Consider the following 22,123-nt stretch of genomic DNA (forward strand, 5'->3'; position numbering starts at 1 on the left):
GCAATCGCTCCGGACGACCATCCGTGCGGTCGCGTGCTTCTCGCACGCGGGCCGAGCGTTGCGTGCTGAAGCCTCCCGCAGAGTGTTGGGCCGCGACGGAGAGAAAGTAAGATGCGTCCATTGCTGGCGGTGAGTAACGCCATCGACGCCCTCAATGAAAAGATTGGGTACGTCTGTAACCTGCTCGTGCTTCTCGCATGCCTCGTCAGCGCGGCCAACGCCATGATCCGCTACGCCTTCAGCTACTCGTCGAACGGGTGGCTGGAGCTGCAATGGTACATGTTCGCGATCCTGGTGATGTTCGGATCGTCCTACACGTTCAAGCGCAACGAGCATGTGCGGGTCGAGATCTTCTATCTCACCCTGTCCGAGCGCGGCCAGCTCTGGCTCGACCTGATCGGCACGCTGTTCTTCCTGATCCCCTCGTGCCTGCTGCTCGCCTATCTGTCCTGGCCGTTCTTCATGCAGGCCTACGACGTCGGCGAGATGTCGGGTAACGCCGGCGGCCTGGTCCGCTGGCCCATCAAGTTCGTGATCCCCGCCGGCTTCGTGATGCTGGCGCTCCAGGGCATTTCCGAAGTCATCAAGCGTATCGCGGCTCTCCAGGGCTATGTGACGATCGACGCCAAGTACGAGAGGCCGACCCAATGATTACGCTGGAGATGATGCCGCCGTTGATGTTCGGCGGCCTGGTTCTGGCGATGCTGATCGGCTTTCCCGTCGCGTTCACGCTCGCGGCAGTCGGCCTCTCCTTCGGCTTTCTCGCCATCCATCTCGGTTTCTTCGATCTCAACTTCCTGCAGGCGATCCCCGGCCGCGTGTTCGGCAGCGTGCTCTCCAACGAGCTGTTGCTCGCGATCCCGTTCTTCACTTTCATGGGCGCGATATTGGAGAGATGCGGACTAGCCGAGGACATGCTGGATTCGATGGGCCAGCTGTTCGGCCCGATCCGCGGCGGTCTCGGCTATTCCGTCATCATCGTCGGCTTCATCCTCGGCGCCATCACCGGCACCGTGGCGGCGCAGGTCATCGCCATGGCGCTGATCTCGATGCCGGTGATGATCCGCTACGGCTACAACATGCGCTACATCACCGGCGTGCTCGCGGCCTCCGGCACGATCACGCAGCTGGTGCCCCCCTCGCTGGTGCTGATCGTGCTCGCCGACCAGCTCGGCAAGTCGGTTGGTGACATGTATCTCGGCGCCTGGGGCCCCTCGGTGTTCCAGATCCTGCTGTTCGCCGGCTACACCTTCATCCTCGGCCTGATCAAGCCCGACCACGTGCCGCCGGTGCCGAAGGAAGCGCGCACGCTGACCGGCTGGGCGCTGTGGAAGAAGTGCCTGATGGGCATCATCCCCTCGGCCGTGCTGATCTTCGTCGTGCTCGGCACCATGATGATGGGCCTTGCGACGCCGACGGAGGCAGGCGCCATGGGCGCAGTCGGCGCCATCGTGCTCGCAGCGATCCACCACAAGGATTTCTCCTCGACGGACCGCAGGATTCTGATCGTCGGCGTGATCGCCGCCGGCATCGGCACCATCATCGCGATGCTGTTCACCGAGAACCTGATCTTCAAGATCGCGTTCGCCCTGACCTATCTCGCGGTCGCCTGGATCTGCATCTCGGCCGCACGCATCCCCGAACTGCGCGACCTCATCAAGCAGGGCTACGAATCCACCATGCGCCTCACCTGCATGGTCACCTTCATCCTGATCGGCTCGACCTGCTTCTCGGTGGTGTTCCTCGGCGTCTCCGGCGGGGTCTGGCTGGAGCACCTCCTGACTTCGCTGCCCGGCGGCGTCTGGGGCTTCCTGATCTTCATCAACCTCTTCATCTTCTTCCTGGCGTTCTTCCTCGACTTCTTCGAGATCGCCTTCATCATCCTGCCGATGATCGCGCCGATCGCGCAGAAGATCCTGGGACCCGTCGTCGGCGACGGCCCGGCGCTGATCTGGTTCGGCGTCATGCTCTGCGTCAACATGCAGACCTCGTTCCTGCACCCGCCGTTCGGCTTCGCGCTGTTCTACCTGCGCGGCGTGGCGCCGAAGGAAGTGAAGAGCTCGGACATCTATTGGGGCGCAATGCCCTGGATCGGCCTCCAGATGATCATGGTGCTGATCGTGATCGCGTTCCCGGTCACGGTGACGGGCCTGCTGGACAAGCCGGTCAATGTCGACCTCAACAAGGTCAAGATCGAGGTGCCGCAGATCGAGCTGCCGCCGCTCGATTTCGGGCCGCCGCAGAAGTAGCGGCGCGCTTTCTTCCTTCTCCCTTCATGTCCGCCGAAGCCTCGACGAAGGCGGATGTGAGAAAAGGTGCATCGGCGACCTTGGGCCGCCGGTCTCGACCAACGCCGATGTTTTGCATCGGCCATCGCGCTGAGATTGAACCGCTCGCGAGCACCATCAAAGGGCGTGCGTTTCTCGATTGAACGGTGCCGGCGCACCGGCATGTGCGAGCCCCGTCAGCCTGCTTGCCCCGATACGGTCCCGGGTTTCTCGAAATTTCCGATGTTCACGCTCCGTGATCGGATTTAAGCTTACGACCACTTTCAGGGATCCGTTACGACGCGGACCGACTGACCAAAAATTGAAAAACACATCCTGATTCATTTTGTCCGCGCCTCACGCAAGCGAGGTTGTCATGGACCAAGGCTTTCATCAGGAAATTGGCTGCCGAGCACGACAACATTGTTCGACAGCAGCACATCATCGTAGCCGTCGTCTCTTGACCACGATGTTCTGCGCCATGTGCATGTTCCAGCTCGCGACTGAAGCCGGTGCGCAATGCAGCGCACGAGATGTGTTGCAGAACCAGTTGAAGCTGAAGACGGCTTCGTCAAGTCAAGCTCCGATCACACCGGTCAGATCGATTGCCGATCTGCCGGTGTGGAAGAGGATTACTCTCGGCAGTTATTCGAATTCGCTCACCCTCCGCAACGCCCTGGATGCAATCGGCTGCCACGTCGGAGGATTGGCTGCGGAAATCCTCGCACGGCCGGCCTTCATCGTCAGCACGACAAGAAAGGAAGTAGAGCTCGTCTCTGTGTCGGCGGCCGCACTCGGCTTTGAGACGGACACTGTGACCTTGACCGCAATCTACGAGCGCGCCAAGCAGCTGGGTTTGCGGATCGCCGCAGCAGAGGTCGGCCCTCAACTGAGGCTTCAATATCTCGACCAGCCCGCGGGCGAATTTCTCGTCATTGGAATGGACCCGATCAAGACCTGGAGCGGCGAGGAAGCCATTCTGAATGTGGCCAATGGCGGAGCCGGACTCGTTCTCATCGGCCAGGATGGCCGTGCCGGCGCCGCAATATCAGTGACCTCTCGCGTCGTATTCGAGCGGCCGAAGGAAGCTGTGCCGGCTGACCAGCTCGAGCAGGCAGCGGCGCTCCTGCCGCCGTGAGCACGAACGCGAACAGCTCCTTGATGGATATGAGTTCGCAAATGATGCGCACGAAGCGCGCGTCCTCGCGCGACCCGATGTGGACAGCGCAACGATGGATGACGCCTTGCGATAACGAAGACTTTATCGGCATCTCGGATTGCGCGTTGCACTCGTTGATATGGATCAACCGTTGCTGCAACAGCGGACGACAAACGTGCGCGCGTTGTCTCTTCTGCAACGGAGAAAGCTCATGAAGCATGTAAGAAAGATTGCCCTAGCTGCTTGCGTCTTCTCGTCTGCGGCGCTGCTCTCCTTTGCCTGGTCCGAGCAAAGCGGTATCTCGCTATCGGTCGAGAGCGCCCAGGCGCGGGTCGGTCGTCCTCTGACGCCCGTCAGCGTCGCCGGCGTTGCGCGTCGACAGGCGCGACGGGGCGTGTATGGAGCGGGCGCAGTCGCGGCAGGCGCCGTGGCGGTTGGCACGGCGGCAGCGGTCGCGGCGACATCACCTTACAGGGGATGGGGAAGCCCCTATTACAGCGGTGCAGGCTACTCCAGTGATAGCGGACCTTACGCGGCATACGGCTACTCTCCGGAGGACTGGCGGAGGCGAAACGGCATGGTCTGCGAGCCCGGCACAACAACCAAGCTCGACGACGGCCGGATATACCCCTGCCAATAACCCCGGCATGTGCTCCCTACGCGGCAACAGATGGCCCCGGTCGACGCCGGGGCCTTGCAGCGTCGGTGTCGCGTGACAAGCGCGGGAAACACGGGCATACCGGACCATCCTCCCAACATATGGTCCGCCACGCATGTTCCGATCGCTTCCTGCCCCATCGTTCGCTGGTTCATTGATCGCCTCGCTCTGGCTCGCCTGTGCCGCGACCATCGCGCATGCCGAACCCGTGGCCGAGGTTCAGGCCCTGGCGCAGAAGGAGCAGCAGCCGCTGCTCGATACGCTGCGCGACCTCGTCAGCATCGAATCCGGCAGCAAGGACGTCGAGGGCCTGAACGTGATCGCCGGCCGCGTCGCCGACCAACTCAAGCAGCTCGGCGGCACGGTGGAGATCCTGCAACCCACCGACGTCTATCGCCTCGACGACACGCCCGAGAAGATCGGCCCGGCCGTGCACGCCACCTTCAAGGGCACCGGCAGCGCAAAGATCATGCTGATCGCCCATATGGACACCGTGTATCTGAAGGGCATGCTGAAGGACCAACCGTTCCACATCGACGGCGACAAGGCCTACGGCCTCGGCATCGCCGACGACAAGCAGGGCGTCGTGCTCATTCTCCACGCCGTGGCGATGCTGCAGAAGCTGAACTTCAAGGACTACGGCACGCTCACGGTGCTCACCAATGGCGACGAGGAGATCTCCTCGCCCGGCTGGCGCAGCACCATCACCAAATTCGCAGCCGATCAGGACGTGGTGTTCTCGTTCGAGGGCGGCGGCACCGACGGCACGCTGCGGCTCGCCACCAGCGGCATCGGCTCGGCCTATCTCACGGTGATCGGCAAGTCGTCACATGCGGGCGCAAGGCCCGAGGGCGGCATCAATGCGCTCTACGAGCTCTCGCACCAGGTGCTGCAGATGAAGGACCTGTCGAAGCCCGAGCAGGGCCTGAAGCTGAACTGGACGGTGTCCAAGGCCGGCACCAACCGCAACGTGATCCCCGCCGAGGCCACCGCCCAGGCCGATGCGCGCGCGCTCAAGGTGTCGGATTTCGACGAGCTGGAGAAGGCGCTGCAGGACAAGATCAAGAACAAGCTGCTGCCGGACTCCAAGGTCTCGCTGAAATTCGAGGTGCGCCGCCCGCCGCTCGAGGCCAACGACGCCTCGCGGCGCATCGCGGCCTACGGCAAGACGATCTATCAGGAGCTCGGAATGCCGCTCAAGGTCGACGAGAAGGCGACCGGCGGCGGCACCGACGCCGCCTTTGCCGCGCTCAAGACCAAGGGCGCCGTGGTCGAAGGCATGGGCCTGTCGGGGTTCGGCGCGCACTCCAACGATGCCGAATATGTGAAGATCGACAGCATCGTGCCACGGCTCTATTTGACCACGCGCATGATCATGGATTTGTCGACCGGAAAGCTGAAATAGCGCTTCTCGCGGCCTCCAAACAGAACTCCTCTCTATCCGTCCGACCTGCGGCTCTCCATCGCGCGCAGGAATTTGTTGCGATAGGTGTCGAGGATTACGGCAAGCACGATGACGGCGCCAATCACGATGGGCTTGACGTTGTCTTCGGCGCCGAGAAGCTGAAGACCTGTCGACAGCACCTGGAGAATGCAGGCTCCGACCAGCGTGCCGATGATCGAGCCCTTGCCGCCTGAGAGACTCGTACCGCCGATGATGACGGCCGCGATCGCGTTCAGCTCATAGCCGATGCCGGCAATCGGGCTGCCGACGTTGAGCCGGAGCAGATAGACCATCGCAGCCGTGCCGGCGGTGAGACCCGAGATCGTGAAGGCGGCGATCTTGATCGCGCTCGGATTGTGGCCAGAGAGACGCACCGCCTCCTCATTGGTACCGATGGCGAAGATGAAACGGCCGAACACCGTGAAGCGCAGGATGAACCAGCCGATCAGCACGACGCCTAGCGCGATCACGAAGATCGACGGGAACACGCCGAAGAAGATCATGTTGCCGAAATCGACAAAGGGCTGCGGCAATCCCGTGATGGTGGAATTGTTCGAGACGACGCGAGCAAGGCCGCTGGCGATATTGAGCATGCCGAGCGTGACGATGAAGGATGGCAGCTTCCATCGTTCGCACACCCAGCCATTGATGGCGCCGCAAATGGCGCCCGTTCCGAGACACGCAGCAAAGGCCAGCGCGATCGAGGTCCCCGGCGCGAGGCGCTCGTCCGTCATGATCGTCGCGCCAACGACCGTGCACAGCGCCAGCACCGAGCCGACCGACAAGTCGATGCCGCCGGTCAGGATGACGAAGGTCATGCCGGCGGCGAGCACGGTATTGATCGCGATCTGAACGAAGATCTTGAGGAAGTTTCCGCTGGTCGCGAAGTAAGGCGCAGTCACGCAGAAAAACAGGACGATCAGCACGAGCGCGACCGTGACGCCCGCCTCGCGCATCGAGATGCGCAGAAGATTGTCCCATTTGACGCGCGCCTTCCGCTCGGTGGCGCGCTCAACTTGCTCGGACACGGCTGTACTCCTGATAGGCGAGAGAAAGAATGCGGTGCTCGTCGAACTCGGCGCGCGGCACCTCGCCGGTGATCCGTCCGTTCGCGAACACCAGGATCCGGTGGCAGATCGCCATCAGCTCGGGCAGATCGGACGAGACCACCAGGATGCTCTTGCCCTCGAGCGCGAGCTTTCCGAGCAGCTCGTAAATCTCGGCCTTGGCGCCGACATCGATTCCGCGCGTCGGCTCGTCGAAGATCAGTGTCTTGGGCCCGCGGAACAGCCACTTGGCGATCACGACCTTCTGCTGGTTGCCACCCGAGAACGTTCGGACCGCCTGATGGATCGACGGCGTCTTGACCCGTAACTCCCTCACCGAGCGCTGCGCGACGTTATTCTCCTGCTTGCGCTGAAGCAGTCCGCGCCACGACACCCGCAGGAGGTCGGTGATGGTCATGTTCTCGGCACAGCTCATCTCGAGCAGCAACCCCTGCCCCTTGCGGTCCTCGGTCGCAAGGCACAGGCCGTGCGCCACCGCATCTTTGGGCGAGGCGATGTCGACCTCCTGGCCGTCGATCCGGATCGTGCCGGCGGCCTTCGGATCGGCCCCGAACAGCGCGCGAACCATTTCCGTGCGACCGGATCCCACGAGCCCGGCGATGCCGACGATCTCGCCTTTGCGAAGCGAGAACGAAATGGCAGGGCTCTCGTCGGTCAGCTTCAGGTCGGTCACGTCAAGCGCTTCATCGCCGATCGGTGCATCCATATCGATAGGCGCCTGGCCGGTGATGGTTCGTCCGACCATGAGCTTCACGATGTCGGGGATATCGAGCCCCGCAAGCGCGCGCGTGGTCACGTGGGCCCCGTCGCGCAGCACCGTCACCTGATCTCCGACCTCATAGATCTCCTCGAGCCGATGCGAAATGTACAGCGTGGTCACGCCCTTCGCTTTCAGACGATGCAGGATCTCGAAGAGACGATCGACCTCGCGGACAGTGAGCGTCGCCGTGGGCTCGTCGAGAACGAGCAGCTTGCTCTCGTGGCAAAGCGCTTTCGCGATCTCGACCAATTGCATCTGCGCGACGCCGAGACGGCCGACCTCCATGGTCGGCGAAACGTCGAGGCCGACTTCCGCAAGCAGCTCGGCCGCGCGCCTGTTCATGTCGCGGAAATTGACGAGGCCCCGCCGGCTTGGCAGCTGCTCGAACAGCAGATTCTCCGCCACCGAAAGGTTGGACAGAAGATGCAGCTCCTGGTGGACGACGCGAATCCCGGCCCTGATGGCCTCGAGCGGCGAAGTCGGTCGATAAGGCGCGCCGTCGAACCAGATCGATCCGTCATCCGGTTGTAGTACACCACCGAGCAGGTTGATGAGGGTCGACTTGCCGGCGCCATTCTCGCCGAGCAGCACGTGTCCCGAGCCGCGCGCGACCTCGAAGGAGACGTCGCGCAGCGCGACGACACCGGGAAAGCGCTTGCCGACCGATTGCAGCTTGAGGATCGGGCTTTCGGCGTTCGCAATCGTCTCGGCGCGAGGACGACTCGGCTCATCGCCATGCATGAGAGGGTGCGCTCCCCGTCGCGAACAAGGATGGATATGCGAAGATGATCTTCGCCAAAATCGGGACGCCGGCAAGATGCAGGCGTCCCGACAGGTTATGATCGCAGATGCGAGCGAGAGATCTGGGCGAGATCCTTCTTATGAAAGATCCTCCTTATGAAAGATCCTTGGCCTCGACCAGCTTGACGTCGGTCTTGATCCAGCCGGTGAACTTCTCGCCGGCGAGTTGGCGCAGGCCGTACTTGATGCCGTTGACGGCCATCTGGGCGCCGAACTGCTCGACCGTCGCAAGCATCTTGCCGCTCTTGATCAACGGCTGCACCGGCGGAATGTTGTCGAAGCCGACGACCTTGATCTTGCCGCTCTTGCCGGTCGCATCCAGCGCCTTGACGACGCCGAGCGCCATGGAGTCGTTGGCGGCCATCACACCCTGGATGTCCTGATATTTGGTCAGGAAGTTCGTCATCAGCGTATTGGCTTCCTCGGTCTCCCAATGCGCCGTCTTGCTGTCGAGAAGCTGGAGCTTGCCCTCGGCGATCGACTCCATGAAGCCCTGCTTGCGCTGCTTGCCATTGTCGGCCTCGGGGTTACCCTCGAGGATAACGACCTTGCCGCCCGCGCCGAGAGCCTTGGCGAGCGCATCGCCGGCCAGCTTGGCGCCGGCCTGGTTGTCGGGACCGAAGAAGGCGAGATCGATGCCCGCGGCTTTCTTGGCGCCGGCATCGAGCGGCACGTCGATATTGACGACGGTGATACCGGCCTTGACGGCCTTGGCAAGCGGCGTAGCCATGGCCTTGGAGTCGGCAGGCGCAACGACGATGATGTCGTACTTCTGGGTGACGAAGTTCTCGACCGCGTCGACCTGGGCGGCGAAGTCACGCTCGTCCTTCATGCCGACGGCCTTGAAGTCGAACTTGTCCTTGTTCTCGGCGGCGAACTTGTCCGCGCCGGCCTGCATCTGCTTGAAGAACTCGTTGGAGAGCGACTTCATGACCAGGCCGACCTTCGGCTTGCCATCGGCAAATGTCGGGCGAACGCCGGACATGATGGTGATCGTACCTGCTGCGCCGGCCAGAACGATCTGACGGCGGCTGATTCCGGATTTGCGCGTCGAATTCGCCATTTCCACCTCCCTGTTGAACGCTATCTTGTGCCGGCCATTGCGGCGGCGCAATGAAACGTTTCCAAATTTTGGTTATCAGAACTGGAAGCGGGTTTCAAGCCACCAGCGCTCGCGCACTCGCGCCGCAGCCATATTGCACTTTATTTGGCGAACAAATCGAGCAATCGGATCGAGTCCAACGTCTCCTCCCAGCCTTTGCCTCCAAAGCAGTTCATCGATATAGTGATGAACCGTTTCCAAATGGACAGGAAGACTGACCAACTGTTGGCTCGGCGCTTTGAAGGCTTTCAAACCGGTGCGTTCGTCAAAGCGCCAGTTGCTGGTCGTCTGTCCTGAGCGCTAATCACTGAGGCCTGATGGCAAAGCGTGGAATCAAGGACGTTGCCGAGCGCGCCGGCGTCGCCGTGGGCACCGTCTCGCGCGTGCTCAATGAGCATCCATCGGTGACGCCAGAGGTGCGCGCGCGCGTCAAGGCCGTGATCCACGAGCTCGGCTACCGGCCCGACCCCTTCGCCCGGAGCATGCGCAGCAAGGTCAGCCGGTTGATCGGCATCGTCATTCCGGACCTGACCAATCCGTTCTTCGCTGAGCTCGTGCAATGCGCCGAGCGTGCCGCGGCCGATCGCGGCCACAACGTCATCTTCATGACCTCGTTCGACGATGCCGCCAAGGAGGCGGATCGGCTGGCGCAGCTCGCCGGGCGCAAGGTCGACGGCATCATCATCGTTCCCTGCAACAGCCCTCACGCCATCAAGGCGCCCAAAGGGCTGCCCCTGATCACGGTGGACCGCGTCCTCCCCCATCATCCTGGCGTCGCAGCGGACCACCGCGGCGGCGCGCGCGTCGCGGTGGACTACCTCGCCAAGCTCGGGCATCGTCGCATTGCCTGCATCGCCGGCCCGTCCGGCTCGCGCCCCGCCGACGATCGCCTCCAGGGATATCTCGACGTCATGCGCACTCTTCCTGCGCCCAAGGGCGGGAAGATCGAACCGCTCTTCGTCAACGCGGCCTTCGACTATGAGAGCGGCCGTACCGCCGGCACATTTTTGCTCGCGAGGCCGAGAGCCGAGCGTCCGACCGCAGTCTTTGCCAGCTCCGACCAGCAGGCCATCGGCTGCCTGCGGGCCGCCAACGACCTCGGCATTCCGATCCCGGCGGGCCTGTCTGTCGTGGGCTTTGACGGCATCCCGCTGTCGAACCTCATCACACCGCGCCTCACGACGATCGTCCAGCCGATGGCGCAGATTGCGAACGCGGCGGTCTCCTCGCTGCTCGGTCTGCGCGAGCTGCCGAAGGCCGGGAAGCCCAGTCTTTTTCAGTGCGAACTCGTCGTGCGCGAGTCCTCGACGGAACCGGTGTTGGAGCCGGCGGCGAGCGCGTCGCGATAAGGCTTATCGGCAACTCAGCGCGAAGGGTGCAGAGAGAGTCCTGTCATCGTCCCCTCCCCGCACCGTCGTGGTCACGGCCCGTACTGCGGGGCCGGCTCCTGGTTGAACTCATGCTCGCCAGGGACGCAGGTGAAGCTAGCCGCATCGTTGGTGCTGCCGCTTCCGTTGTATCTCGCGACTTTCGGGAACACGCAAAGCGGGCGCGTCATCTGTACATTGGGCGCAGTGTCGTTGACATATTTGGTCGCGGTGACCGCATCCGGTACCGTGCCGTTCTCGACCCAGTTCACGAGCGACGGTAGCAGAGCGAACGAGTTTGGACCGGGCCCGCCGGTGCAGTGATACATGCCGGGGACCATGTAGAGCCGGGCGTAGTTCTGGGTCCTCTCCAGTGCGGATCGCCTGCCGTCCCTTTCGTCGAGCCGCGCCTCCTCGGCATGAGGCCGACCGTGCCCGAAATCGTGCCTGTCGTGCTCCACGAGTGCATTGAAATAGTTGATGCTGACTTGTGACGGAACACCCTGGTCGGCCCAGCCGTGGTACATGATCAGCTTGCCGCCATGTGCACGGAACGCACTGAGATCGGTGCTGTTGGCGTTCATCGATTCGCCGAGCTGGTCGTCCACGGCTTTGAGATCGCGGTGAATGTTGTAATTCGTATAGTTGATGGCACCGCTCTGCTGGCCGAAGCTTGGACCGAACACCCAATAGAGGGGACCGTCAGCGAGCGGCTCCGGAAGCTGCTGCTTTGCCATGATGCCGAGAGCTTTGATGTCTTCAATCTCGGTGCCGCGCGAATACGCGGGAAAGATCACGTCGCCGTTCACGGGGTCGATGGTGCCGGCATAGTAACTCTGCATCCGCGTGACCTGCTCGGCGGTCAGGCACGCCGGTGGGAGGTTGCCGCCCGTACATTGCAGAACCTTTGGATCGAAATGACAGGCGCGCGGATCCGACAGGAATTGGTCGGTCTTCACACCGCCGTCCCGACCGGCGCAGTGCGCCAGCACCGCCTTGTTGATCAATGACATCTGGCCAGCCTGCATGAGGCTTCCAGGAGACGCATGCGCGATCTGCCAGCCGTAAGGCGTTGATCCATACGACCGTGTGCGGTTGAAGGGCGCCGCGCCAGCCACGATGCCGTCGTAGTCATCGGGATAGCGCTGCGCCTCCATCAGCGCGTTCTGACCGCCGGTCGAGCAACCGAAGAAATAGCTCTTGTCCGCGCTCTTTTGATAGAACGCCGCGGTGATGGCCTTGCCCTGCACCGTCATCAGGTGGATCGCCCTATGGCCGAAATCCGTGATGCGTTCCGGGTGCCCATGGAGACCATTGGTCGGGTTGGCCGGCTCTCCCAACGAAATCGCTAGCGCGTTGCCCTGATTGCCGTTGGAACCGCAGAAGTAATTGGTGCAGCCCGACACCCCGGTGCCGAGACCGGTATTGGCGACCGCGTATCCGGCCTTGAGGCGAAAGGCGAGAGCACCGTAGTCGAAGAATCCGCCGAACCCGCCACTTCCGAGGCCAAGAAATCGTCCGCCCCATGTGCTTTCCGGCAGCCAGACTTCGATCTTGATCGACGAGTCGGTCGTGGGCGCGATCGTCGCGGTGACGCGGCAAAACGTCGGCAATCCCGTGATGTACTGCACCGGGTTGGTGCCCGGAATGGCGAAGGTGCCGGAAATGACATCGGTCGCCGACGTGATGGTCGTCTGCTCCAGAACGAGCGCCTGCAAGCCTGTGCACTGCGTCGCCATCGCAGGCGCAATACCAGCAGCCACGACAAAAATGCCTGCGGCCGCGCGGATGAGACATAGACGATACATGATCTGCATTCCCCAATCGCTTTCATTTCAGTTGCGCCATGCTAGCATACAATTTATGATGGCATGACATCATGACGTCTGGAAGGGCGCGCGCAGGGGCCCACCGTACTTCTCTCAAGATTTTTGGATGGTTCTGCGGAGCGGCGCGTCCGACGCCGTCCCGATGTTCGATTGCGTGCCGGAAAATGCAACCTGCTCTAGGCGGGCGCTGCGACGGCCTTGTCCGCCAGCCTGAAGCGCAGCGTGAACTCGGCGCCACCGCCGGGAAGATTGTCCACCGCAACCGTTGCGGCGTGATCGTCGGCGACGCCGCGCACGATCGAAAGACCGAGACCCGCACCGTCGCTGCGCTGACGATCCCTGCGCCAGAAGCGCTGGAAGATCAGCTCGCGTTCGGCCTCGGTTACGCCCGGACCGCAATCGCGCACGCGCACCGAACCATCGTCGCCGACCTCGACGTCGACCGAGGTGTCCTTCGCGGTGAACTTGATGGCGTTTTCGGCGAGGTTGAAGACCGCGCGCTGCAGCATCTCGGAATTGCCGTGGATCATCACCGGCGCATCGGCGCCCCGGAGCGCGATGTCCTTGTGCTGCGCGATCGCCAGCGGTGCGATCGCGCCGACCACCTCGGCACAGACGGCCCGCAGATCAGCGGTCTCGCCGGGATCGAGCACCAGCGTGTCGAGCTCGGCGATCTCCAGCAACTGGGCGACGATGCGGCTCATGCCCTCGATGTCGTCATGCAGCACCTGCCTTGCCGCGCCGTCGCCGAGCGTCTCGATCCGCGTCCGCAGGATCGCGAGCGGCGTGCGCAATTGATGCGCGGCATCGGCGGTGAACTGACGTTGCACGCGAAAGCCGTCCTCGAGGCGATCCAGTGCCCGGTTGACGGCTGTGACGAGCGGCATGATCTCGCGCGGAATCTGCTCGGTCGGCAGGCGGACGTCGGTGCGCGACGGGCCGATATTGCTGGCCTCCTCGGAGGCCATCCAGAGCGGCGCGAGCGCGCGGCGGAAGATGAAGATATCGGTGGCGAGCAGCACCAGAAGAATGGGGATGGTGATCCACCCGACCCGGCGGAAGAAGTTGGATACGATGTCGTCGGTGATGACGTCGCGATGGGACAGGTCTTCGGCCACTTGAATGCGAACCGTGGTGTCGCCGATCGTCTGGGTGACGCCGGCACCGGAAATCGACTCTGACTCAAGACCGCCGGTCTTCCTGTGCGACGAGAACAGCAGGCGCCCCTCGGCATCGCGGATGTCGTACTGGTAGCGGCCATAGGCTTCCGAATAGAGGCCGCGGAGGCTGTCGGGCAGATTGAACGTCACCTTGCCGTCGGGCTGGACCGCGATACGCTCGGCCAGCGCCTCGGCCTGGGCCCGCATCGCAGCCCGATGCAGCTGATCGATCTCGGAGTTCAAGAGCCACAGCAGGACCAGCGGCAGGAAGATCGCAACCACCGCAACCGCGATGATGTGCAAGAACACGATGCGGGAGATCAGCGATTTGAATGTCGACGACCGGACCTTGGATCCGGTTTGGGATCCAGCCTGGGCCACGCTATTTCTCCTCGGCCATCATGTAGCCGACGCCGCGGATGGTGTGGATCACGACCTTGGCGCCGTGCTCGGCAAGCTGCTTGCGCAACCGTGAGACATACACCTCGACTGCATTCGAGGCGACCTCGCCCTCGAGCCCGAAGATGTGATCCTCGACGTTCTTCTTCGGCACCACCCGCCCCTGCCGGCGCAGCAGGATCTCCAGCACCGAGGTTTCGCGCGACGAGATGATCCGCGGCTTGTCGTCGACGAAGATCTGCCGGCTCTCGGTGTCGTAAACGAGATTGGCAAGCCGCAGCGAACGGCCGAGCAGCTGGCCGGGACGGCGCAGGATCGCCTCCAGCCGCGCCACCAGCTCCTCCATCGCGAACGGCTTTGCGAGGTAATCGTCGGCGCCGCTGCGCAGACCGTTGACGCGGTCCTGCAGCCCGCCGCGCGCTGTCAGCACCAGCACCGGCAGCGGTTCCATCTGCCGCCGCAGCTCGCGTAGCACGGACAGGCCGTCGCCGTCGGGCAGGCCGAGGTCGAGGATCATCGCGGCATAGCTGACATTGTGCACCGCCTCGCGCGCCTCCTCGGCGCTGGCAACGATATCGCTCTCGTAGCCCGCTCCCGCCAGCCCGCTGGCTACGAGCCGCGACAGTTCGGCATTGTCTTCGACGATCAAAAGGCGCATCGCATTCCCGGCCGGATGTTCCGGTGTCATCATACGGCTTGCGCCGCATCTGTGCTCTTTTCCAGCATTCCGGACGGTCGGGCCAGCGAAAAAGAGCACGGCTGGCCGGCGACCTCTTGTCAGCTTGGTGTAAGCAGATCAGATGCTGTCTGATAATCTGGCCGATGCAAGCAATATTCGGCCGCAATCCAGAGAGAGGGGCTTCATGAGCAGACTGGTCAAATCCGAAAGCGAACTGATCGCGATGGCGAGGGCCGAATTGAAGGTGCACGCCGACTGTCCCGATGGAATGACGATCTCGATCGTTCGCGACGGCGGTTCCTGGGAGTTTCGAGCCGACGCAGATCAGGCCACCTCCGATCGCCCCGGCTACCCCGAATGCGTCGCCATGCTGGTCCAGATCGGCGATCACCTCAGCAAGCAGTATGACGTCAGGGGGTAGACCAGGCTCAACGGTTCGAACAGGGCTTAGCAACTTCAGAGCACGTGTTCGATCACCATCGTCAGACCGGCGGTGAAGACGGCGACGATCAGCAATGAAGTTCTCGTTTCGAAGAACGGCAGCACCGTCCATCGATACGGCGGCCCGTTACGAGGCAGCCAACTTGTAGCAACCATTAACTGGCGGCTGTGTTTTGCCTTTCGGATCGTCGGCGCCTGCCATGATGACGCCGTGCTCGCATCCGTCAAGGCGTGGCCTGGCGGCAGATCAGGTGAGGTGCGGGCGAGCGACGGCCATCCTTGACGGACGCTGCGCGCGGCGTCGTGAGGGACCGTAGGTCGGGACGAAGAAACACGTCCCGGTCGAACTAAGAAACAGGGAATGATCTCACCGGCGGTTCGCCGCACCATGGCGTGCCGCGAGCCACCACTGTGTTGGCGAAGATGAGCATCTTCCTGGCGCAGGCAACGAGCGCGCGCTTGTGCTCCTTTCCGGCTGCGGTCAGGCGTTGGTAGAGCTGGATGAGCTGCGGGTTCCATCGAAACGATGCAGCCAGTGAGGCGGTATAAAGGGCGCGACGCAGCCGCTTTCGTCCGCCCTCGATATGCCGCACTCCGACCTGGTCGCCGCTGTCGTCGTCATAGGGCGCAAGGCCGGCGAGAGCGACGGCTTGCTCCCGCGTGATCCGGCCGATCTCAGGCAGACGCACCAGGATGGCAACGGCAGTCGGCAGCCCGATGCCGTCGACGCTGTTGATCAGCGCGAGCCGCTTGGCAAGATCAGGGTGCTTGCGGATCGAGGTGACCAGGGCCTTGAGTGCGGCCTTCTCGCGTTGCTCCAGGCGAGCGATATCCTCGTGCCAGATCTTGTTAATCGTCACATTGCGGCAGCTTTCGATCCTGTTCTTGAGGCGCGCGATATCCTCGCCGATCTGATCGATCATGGTCAGCTGCTCGGCGAACCGCAGTAACCGCGGATCGGGCGCAGCATGGATCTTGCGCACCGCTGCGGTGCAGGCGGCAATAAGAGCGGCATCGATCCTATCGTTCTTGGCACGCTGCAAGTGGAATTTGCCATAGGCCCGGACCTGAGCCGGCTGAAACACCACAACCACAAACCGCTTGCGCCGCAGTTCGGCGACGACAGGCTGTTCGTAACCGCCACTCGCCTCGATGCCGATGCGTTTGACGCGATGCTGTCGCAGCCACGCCAACAAAGCCGCGTGACCTTCCGACGTGTTCTTCACTTGCAACGGCTCGCGGCAACCCTCGATCGCCACATCAAGCTTCCGTTTGCCGGTATCGATCCCGGCACAGATCGTGGTAGACTTGGCCATCTTCGTCGATCCCTCCCTTGTGATGCGAACCTTAAGTTCGTTCAACCATTCGGGTCCCGATGAAGTGCCGATCGCGATCTCGCTACGTCAGACAGCCCTCAAGGCTTCGGTGGGTACCGATCCGATCGAACGGCGGCCCAGTTCGGGCGGCCTCCCGGGCTGGGCCATTCCTCACGGAACGGCCCTCAATATAAGCGATCGGGCTAATACAAGGATGGGTTGAGCCTCAGCGAAACCCATCGCTTCGTCACCGCGGGAGAGATGACGGGTTTCGCTTCGCTCACCCCATCCTGCATCCGCTTCACAACCAGACCGCCAGCTAGAGTAACGCATGCACGTCCTCAAATTCGCGCTCGCATCAGCCATCTGCTTGATCACGACGCTGGCCCAGGCGGCCGGCTTTCGTCTCGTCACCGTGCCGGCCGAGGCCGGCCTTCCTGAGCTCAGGGCCGCCGTGTGGTCGCCCTGCAGCGAGCCGCCCAGCGAGGTCGGGCTTCGCACCATGACATTGCGTGCGACGCAGAACTGCCCCGTATCTGGAGACAAGCTGCCATTGATCGTGATCTCGCACGGCTATGGCGGTGGCTTCACCGGTCACCACGACACGGCCGAGGTGCTCGCTGATGGCGGCTTCGTCGTTGTCGCGCTCGATCATCCGGTCGATGCGGGCTCCAGCGGCATGAGCCGCGCGGACACGCTCGCGGTGTTGACGGAGCGTCCGGCAGACATCAAGCGCGTGATCGACGACATGCTTACTGCATGGCCTGATCACGCAAAGCTCGACCCCGGGCGCATCGGCTTCTTTGGCTTCTCACGCGGCGGCTACACCGGCCTGGTCGTTGCGGGCGGCAATCCCGATCTGCGCAAGATGATCGCCCTGTGCCCGGAGAGTTCTCCAAACCCCGGCTGCGCGGAGCTGCGAAAGAACGAGACCCCAACACCGACATTCGTGCATGACGCGCGCGTCAAAGCCCTTGTCATTGCCGACCCGGCTTTCGGTCCCTTGTTCGGCCCCGATGGCCTGAAGGACGTGAAAATCCCGATTCAGCTCTGGGCTTCGGCCTTGAGCGGAGATGACCAGACCGGCGGCGAAGTCACGCTGGATTTTGTGTCAACGATCATGCGCGACCTGCCGGTCAAGCCGGACTTCCACCTGGTGCAAAATGCCGGTCACTACGCCTTTCTTCCGCCCTGCACGCCGGAGCTGGCGAAGAAGCGCCCCAACATCTGCACCGACAGGCCCGGATTTGATCGAGCCGCGTTTCACGCGCAGCTCAACGCAGCCACGCTGGCGTTCTTCCGGGAGCATCTGAAGGACTGACCAGCTTCGTTGGATTGGTTCACTTCCGCCTTCGCCCTTCGGCCCGCCCAAAAGAGACATCCAAGAAGGTGCACGGCCGCTATAGCTGCTGAGCAATCCTGATCCGAACGTCATCCAGGCTCCGCAACACGCCGACGCATAGACCTGCGATCTCCGGGGTCGGTTGGAGCAGATCGGGGACCATGATCGTAGACATTCCCGCCGCCGCTGCCGCACGAACTCCATTGTGCGAGTCTTCGAGTGCTAGGCAACTTGGTGGATCGACGCTGAGGAGTGTGGCCGCCTTTAGAAAAGTCTCGGGATGGGGCTTGCCTATTTCAACGTCGCTCCGCGTGACGAGCACGTCAAATTTGTCGAAGATTCCCGCCTTCTTTAACTGCGCTTCAGCTTTTGATCGTGCGGTTGACGTTGCGACGGCCATGGGGATGGCCGCGTCGCGCAGAACTTTGAGAAGGTCGGTAACACCGGGACGAAGTGGAATTGCAGTTGCGCACAGACCGTCGAAATGTTCCGTGCAGGCTAAATGGTAACGGTCAAGATCAAACGTCCGTCCAAAATAGCCAATAAGCTTTTCGTCACCTAGATCCTTCGGCGCACCAATCAAGCTGAGATGCACATGGTCGACCATTTGGCGCCCTTGTGCCGAACAAGCGGCGAAAATAGCCGCACGGTAAAGCGCCTCGGTGTCGAGCAGCAATCCGTCCATATCGAAAACGACGGCCTTAAGGGGCTTTGGGATCATTGACAAGATTCCGCTGAATTTCGACCTTGCAACAAACAGCTGTCGGAGATTAGTCGCGCGAGAGACCAATGGACATTTTCTGGGTCTTACGATCCGGGGCTCCATGGCGCGATCGACCTGACGCCTTCGGCCCGATGCGAGACCCATCGCACGACGTGGCAATCATGACCAGCATGTGGTCACCCGGCACGAGATGATGAATTTCGCTGCGCGCGAGCCGCCCTACGGTCCAACTCATTTGATACGTTGCCTCTGAAAGGCTTCCCTCAGCTCGGCCAGCTGCCCACTCGTTGCCCCCTGCTCCGCCTCGGCCCGGTTTGCCGGCAAGTCCACGTAAGCGATCGGCTGATCGAACTGGCTCGCCGTGAAGTCGTACCGCCGGCCTCCGATCTGATTGTAAAAATGATCGCCGGCCGGCAGCGGTGTCTTCAGCAGGTCGCCACCGAAGAGTTCGTGAATGAGCAGCGCCGTGACGTTGCATTGCCCTGCTGCGGGATTGTCCGCCGTCCATTGGCTCGCCGTCGACGACGACCAAGCCTTGAACAGCGCGGTTTGAACCGCATGGGGATCGAAGCTCATCGTCACTTGCTATCTCGTGGGGCCCCCGCGCGCAAAGGCCCCGGCGCTTGCGCTCCGGGGCCTGCATTCGCAAGACGCCGCGCTCAGCCCTGCGCGTGCCGCGCCATGAAGACGTCGAACCCGACCTCGGCGACCTGGAACCAGGCGTAGCCGTCGCTGGAGAACTTTGCGAGGGAGTCGTGAACCTTCTTGAAGTTGGCGTTTGTCGCGCCTACTTCGGCGTGCAGCTCCTTGGCCGCCTTGTAACAGGCATCCATGATCGCCGGCGAGAATGCATGCAGCTTGGCGCCGCTTGCGAGCAGCTTCTTCAGCGCCAGCGGATTGGCCGTGTCGTAGCGCGCCATCATGTAATTGTTGGCGGTGTGGCCGGCCTGCTCCAGCACGCTCTGGTAATATTTCGGCAGCGCGTTCCATTTGTCGAGGTTGACGAAGGCGAGCAGCATCGGCCCGCCTTCCCACCAGCCGGGATAGTAGTAGTGCGGCGCGATCTTGTAGAAGCCGAGCTTCTCGTCGTCATAGGGGCCGACCCATTCGGCGCCGTCGATGGTGCCCTTCTCCAGCGCTGGATAGATGTCGCCGCCGGCGAGCTGCTGCGGCACCACGCCGAGCTTCTGCAGCACGCGGCCGGCGAACCCGCCGATGCGGAATTTCAAGCCGCTGAGATCGCCGGGCGTGTTGACCTCTTTCCTGAACCAGCCGCCCATCTGGCAGCCGGTGTTGCCCGCCAGCAGCGAGATGACGTTGTAGCTCTTGTAGAACTCGTTGAGGACCTCGCGCCCGCCGCCCTGCATGTACCAGGCCTGGTTGATGCGCATGTTCGGACCGAACGGCACCGACGAGCCGAAGGTGAAGGTCGGGTCCTTGCCGAAATAGTAGTACGACGCGGTATGGCCGATCTCGCAGGTCGCGTTCTGCACGGCGTCCAGCACTTGCAGGCCCGGCACGATCTCGCCGGCGGCAAAGGTCTGGATCTGGAATTTGTTGTCGGTCGCTTCCGCAACCAGCTTGCTCATCATCTCGGCGCCGCCATAGAGCGTATCGAGCGATTTCGGCCAGCTCGTCGGCATGCGCCATTTGATTTCCGGCATCGACTGCGCGATCGCTGGAGCCGCGAGCGTGGCGGCGCCGGCCGCACCAAGTCCTGTGACTTTGATGAAGTCTCTTCTTTTCATGATGTCCTGCCCTGATGGATCTGATTGTGAGCCTTCTTGCCGAGGCTTGGAAATCAGCATGGCTCAAGGGCCGGCCGAATTCCATCGTCATCGCACTGCGGCAAAGAAAAAGCCTGGCCTTCCTGCGGGCCGGGCTCTGAGGTCGTTCGACTTAAGGCGTAGAGGCTCGTTCTTCGTCAGGCGCGGGCGCGCAAGCGGATCATGAAGCCATCGGGATCGGGGGTGCCCGGTCGCGATCTATCGGACGATGGAGACCATGGCGTGAGCCTATCGACCTTGGAGCGGACGGCGGCTTTGGTGCGCACAGCTGATCTTCCCCCGAAAAAGTGGACGGGTTTAGGCGGCTTTTAGCTCCATTTCGCTCGGGGCGATATATCCGATGGCGGAATGGAGTCTTGTTCGGTTGTAGAAGCCCTCGATGAAGGCGAAGATATCGCGCTGGGCCTCCGCGCGGTTGTTGTAGTGGCGATGATGGACCAGCTCGGTCTTCAGAGTGTGGAAGAAGCTCTCCATCGGGGCGTTGTCGTAGCAATCGGCCTTGCGGCTCATCGATGCGGTGATGCCGGCGCCGGTGAGAGCGTTGCGATAGGCGTGTGAGGCATATTGCACACCGCGATCGGAGTGGTGGATCAATCCGGCCTGCGGCCGTTGCTGCCGGGTGGCCATCGCCAGTGCCGCGGATGCGAGTTCGACCTGCATGTGATCCCGCATGGCCCAGCCGACGATCTTTCGGCTGAACAGGTCCATGACGGTTGCCAGATACAGCCACCCCTCCGCGGTCGGGATGTAGGTGATATCGGCGAGCCAGACCCGGTTCGGGGCTTGCGCTGTGAAGTCGCGCGCGATCAGGTTCGGGGCGATTGGCAGACCGTGACGGCTGTCGGTGGTGCGCACGCGGCGCGGCGGCGCCATGATGGCGCGGATACCGTGCCGACGCATCATCCGCTCGATCCGGCCGCGGCTGGCGCCTCGGCCCTGCCTGCGCAAGGCTGCATGAACGCGGGGACTGCCGTAGCGGCCGCTGCTGTCTTGATGGACTTGCCGGACCGCAGCCAGCAGCGTGGCATTGGATTTGGTCCGCTCACTCACCGGGCGATCGCGCCAGGCGTAATAGCCGGCCGACGAGACCTCGAGCACGGCGCACATCAGCCGCACCGGATAGGCGTCGCGGTGGTCTTCGATGAAGCGGAAGCTCATGTCCGGGTTCCGGCAAAGATCGCGATCGACTTTTTTAAAATGTCGCGCTCCATGCGCAGCCGTTCGTTCTCCTGGCGCAGGCGGGCGATCTCCGAAGCCTGGTCCGCCGACATCGGCGTCGCCTGCGTGGTGGGGCGCCACGCCGCCGATGCCGGCTCCTGCCGCAACTTGTCAACCCAGCGCCGCAGCACCGAGTCGCGCAGACCGAGCTCCTTGGCCACCGACGTGACCGAGCGACCGCTCGAGATCACCAGCTCGACCGCCTGGCGCTTGTACTCTTCGGTAAACGACCGACGTTGAAGTTCCATTCGACACCTCCGGGCTCTACGAACCTACTACAGGTGTCCACTCATTCGGAGGAGGTTCACAGCGGCCTAAAGTCGGACATGGCTCCAAGCCCGAGAAGGGGCCAGAAGCGGATATTGAGAAAAATCGGCTGAAACCACCGAGACCATTCCTATGAGGTGCTGCTCCTTGCCGCGGTTTTGGCGGCTTCACTTCCCGCTGAGACCATCGCTCTCTGCCCCCAGTATGGGGCCGACTCCCCCTCAATTGAAGTTACTTGGGCCTCAGCCGGTCATCCAGAGCACCTCTACTATTATTCCAGCTGTATCAATCCAAAGGTGTCACATGCGATGTGGAGTTCGCTTGCGCATGCGATAG

General features: G+C 62.5%; 21 protein-coding genes. 9 read left to right on the forward strand and 12 right to left on the reverse strand.

What is annotated here, in order from left to right; all coding sequences use genetic code 11:
• Window positions 1-111: 111 nt before the first annotated feature.
• The 5 genes from ACWAT4_RS24890 (at window position 112) to ACWAT4_RS24910 (ending at window position 5,489) form a co-directional block, all read left to right on the forward strand.
• Entirely contained in the window at window positions 112-651 is a 540-nt protein-coding gene (locus ACWAT4_RS24890) for a TRAP transporter small permease subunit (protein WP_212302507.1), read from the forward strand.
• Window positions 648-2,249 carry a TRAP transporter large permease gene (locus ACWAT4_RS24895; protein WP_212443872.1) on the forward strand — a complete coding sequence of 534 codons (1,602 nt, stop codon included), beginning with the start codon at window positions 648-650 and terminating at the stop codon, window positions 2,247-2,249. The genes ACWAT4_RS24890 and ACWAT4_RS24895 overlap by 4 nt, the downstream gene beginning before the upstream one ends.
• Before the next feature lie 553 nt (window positions 2,250-2,802).
• The gene (locus ACWAT4_RS24900; RefSeq protein WP_449731257.1) at window positions 2,803-3,405 is read left to right on the forward strand and encodes a hypothetical protein; all 603 of its coding nucleotides are present in this window, start codon (window positions 2,803-2,805) and stop codon (window positions 3,403-3,405) included.
• 232 nt (window positions 3,406-3,637) lie between these two features.
• Window positions 3,638-4,066, forward strand: a complete 429-nt coding sequence (locus ACWAT4_RS24905) for a hypothetical protein (RefSeq protein WP_449728301.1) — start codon at window positions 3,638-3,640, stop codon at window positions 4,064-4,066.
• A gap of 133 nt (window positions 4,067-4,199) precedes the next feature.
• A complete protein-coding gene (locus ACWAT4_RS24910) occupies window positions 4,200-5,489 on the forward strand; it encodes a M20/M25/M40 family metallo-hydrolase (RefSeq protein WP_449728302.1) in 1,290 nt (429 codons plus the stop codon).
• Between the two features lie 32 nt (window positions 5,490-5,521).
• Here the strand turns inward: ACWAT4_RS24910 and ACWAT4_RS24915 are convergent, their stop codons facing one another.
• The 3 genes from ACWAT4_RS24915 to ACWAT4_RS24925 form a co-directional block, all read right to left on the reverse strand.
• Window positions 5,522-6,484 (reverse strand): ABC transporter permease, encoded by a 963-nt coding sequence (locus ACWAT4_RS24915; RefSeq protein ID WP_249148831.1) that lies wholly within the window; start codon window positions 6,482-6,484, stop codon window positions 5,522-5,524.
• Between the two features lie 55 nt (window positions 6,485-6,539).
• A complete protein-coding gene (locus tag ACWAT4_RS24920; protein ID WP_449728303.1) occupies window positions 6,540-8,096 on the reverse strand; it encodes a sugar ABC transporter ATP-binding protein in 1,557 nt (518 codons plus the stop codon).
• Window positions 8,097-8,250: 154 nt separating this feature from the next.
• Window positions 8,251-9,219 carry a sugar ABC transporter substrate-binding protein gene (locus ACWAT4_RS24925; RefSeq protein ID WP_212302501.1) on the reverse strand — a complete coding sequence of 323 codons (969 nt, stop codon included), beginning with the start codon at window positions 9,217-9,219 and terminating at the stop codon, window positions 8,251-8,253.
• A gap of 356 nt (window positions 9,220-9,575) precedes the next feature.
• On the opposite strand from ACWAT4_RS24925, the gene ACWAT4_RS24930 reads away from it, so the two are divergent.
• A complete protein-coding gene (locus ACWAT4_RS24930; RefSeq protein ID WP_212302500.1) occupies window positions 9,576-10,607 on the forward strand; it encodes a LacI family DNA-binding transcriptional regulator in 1,032 nt (343 codons plus the stop codon).
• A 71-nt stretch (window positions 10,608-10,678) separates the two neighbouring features.
• Here the strand turns inward: ACWAT4_RS24930 and ACWAT4_RS24935 are convergent, their stop codons facing one another.
• From ACWAT4_RS24935 to ACWAT4_RS24945, 3 genes are all read right to left on the reverse strand, one after another.
• Entirely contained in the window at window positions 10,679-12,433 is a 1,755-nt protein-coding gene (locus tag ACWAT4_RS24935) for a tannase/feruloyl esterase family alpha/beta hydrolase (protein WP_449728304.1), read from the reverse strand.
• A 197-nt stretch (window positions 12,434-12,630) separates the two neighbouring features.
• Complete coding sequence (locus tag ACWAT4_RS24940; RefSeq protein ID WP_449728305.1) at window positions 12,631-13,995, reverse strand: sensor histidine kinase; 1,365 nt, start codon at window positions 13,993-13,995, stop codon at window positions 12,631-12,633.
• Between the two features lies 1 nt (window position 13,996).
• Window positions 13,997-14,671 (reverse strand): response regulator transcription factor, encoded by a 675-nt coding sequence (locus tag ACWAT4_RS24945; protein ID WP_212302497.1) that lies wholly within the window; start codon window positions 14,669-14,671, stop codon window positions 13,997-13,999.
• 205 nt (window positions 14,672-14,876) lie between these two features.
• Between ACWAT4_RS24945 and ACWAT4_RS24950 the strand changes: the two genes are divergently transcribed.
• Window positions 14,877-15,113 (forward strand): hypothetical protein, encoded by a 237-nt coding sequence (locus ACWAT4_RS24950; RefSeq protein ID WP_212425672.1) that lies wholly within the window; start codon window positions 14,877-14,879, stop codon window positions 15,111-15,113.
• 35 nt (window positions 15,114-15,148) lie between these two features.
• Here ACWAT4_RS24950 and ACWAT4_RS24955 read toward each other — a convergent pair whose 3' ends face one another.
• Together ACWAT4_RS24955 and ACWAT4_RS24960 are read right to left on the reverse strand one after the other, a co-directional pair.
• Complete coding sequence (locus ACWAT4_RS24955) at window positions 15,149-15,361, reverse strand: hypothetical protein (protein WP_449728306.1); 213 nt, start codon at window positions 15,359-15,361, stop codon at window positions 15,149-15,151.
• A 119-nt stretch (window positions 15,362-15,480) separates the two neighbouring features.
• Window positions 15,481-16,449: an IS110 family RNA-guided transposase gene (locus tag ACWAT4_RS24960; RefSeq protein ID WP_212303881.1), complete on the reverse strand. Its 969-nt coding sequence runs from the start codon at window positions 16,447-16,449 to the stop codon at window positions 15,481-15,483.
• A gap of 331 nt (window positions 16,450-16,780) precedes the next feature.
• On the opposite strand from ACWAT4_RS24960, the gene ACWAT4_RS24965 reads away from it, so the two are divergent.
• A complete protein-coding gene (locus tag ACWAT4_RS24965) occupies window positions 16,781-17,770 on the forward strand; it encodes an alpha/beta hydrolase family protein (RefSeq protein ID WP_212425671.1) in 990 nt (329 codons plus the stop codon).
• A gap of 79 nt (window positions 17,771-17,849) precedes the next feature.
• On the opposite strand, the gene ACWAT4_RS24970 is transcribed toward ACWAT4_RS24965, so the two are convergent.
• From ACWAT4_RS24970 to ACWAT4_RS24980, 3 genes are all read right to left on the reverse strand, one after another.
• Entirely contained in the window at window positions 17,850-18,512 is a 663-nt protein-coding gene (locus ACWAT4_RS24970) for an HAD family hydrolase (protein ID WP_212302494.1), read from the reverse strand.
• A gap of 234 nt (window positions 18,513-18,746) precedes the next feature.
• Window positions 18,747-19,091 carry a YunG family protein gene (locus ACWAT4_RS24975; RefSeq protein WP_212425805.1) on the reverse strand — a complete coding sequence of 115 codons (345 nt, stop codon included), beginning with the start codon at window positions 19,089-19,091 and terminating at the stop codon, window positions 18,747-18,749.
• Window positions 19,092-19,174: 83 nt separating this feature from the next.
• Window positions 19,175-20,263, reverse strand: a complete 1,089-nt coding sequence (locus ACWAT4_RS24980; protein ID WP_212302492.1) for a TRAP transporter substrate-binding protein — start codon at window positions 20,261-20,263, stop codon at window positions 19,175-19,177.
• A 14-nt stretch (window positions 20,264-20,277) separates the two neighbouring features.
• On the opposite strand from ACWAT4_RS24980, the gene ACWAT4_RS24985 reads away from it, so the two are divergent.
• A complete protein-coding gene (locus ACWAT4_RS24985) occupies window positions 20,278-20,403 on the forward strand; it encodes a hypothetical protein (protein ID WP_449728307.1) in 126 nt (41 codons plus the stop codon).
• Window positions 20,404-20,599: 196 nt separating this feature from the next.
• Here the strand turns inward: ACWAT4_RS24985 and ACWAT4_RS24990 are convergent.
• Window positions 20,600-21,768 (reverse strand): IS3 family transposase gene (locus ACWAT4_RS24990; RefSeq protein WP_449728308.1). Its coding sequence is split into 2 segments (ribosomal slippage): window positions 20,600-21,480 and window positions 21,480-21,768, totalling 1,170 coding nucleotides; the frame shifts between segments, so codons are not numbered across the junction.
• Window positions 21,769-22,123: the final 355 nt, after the last annotated feature.

This window comes from Bradyrhizobium sp. T-1 (genome assembly GCF_053592855.1).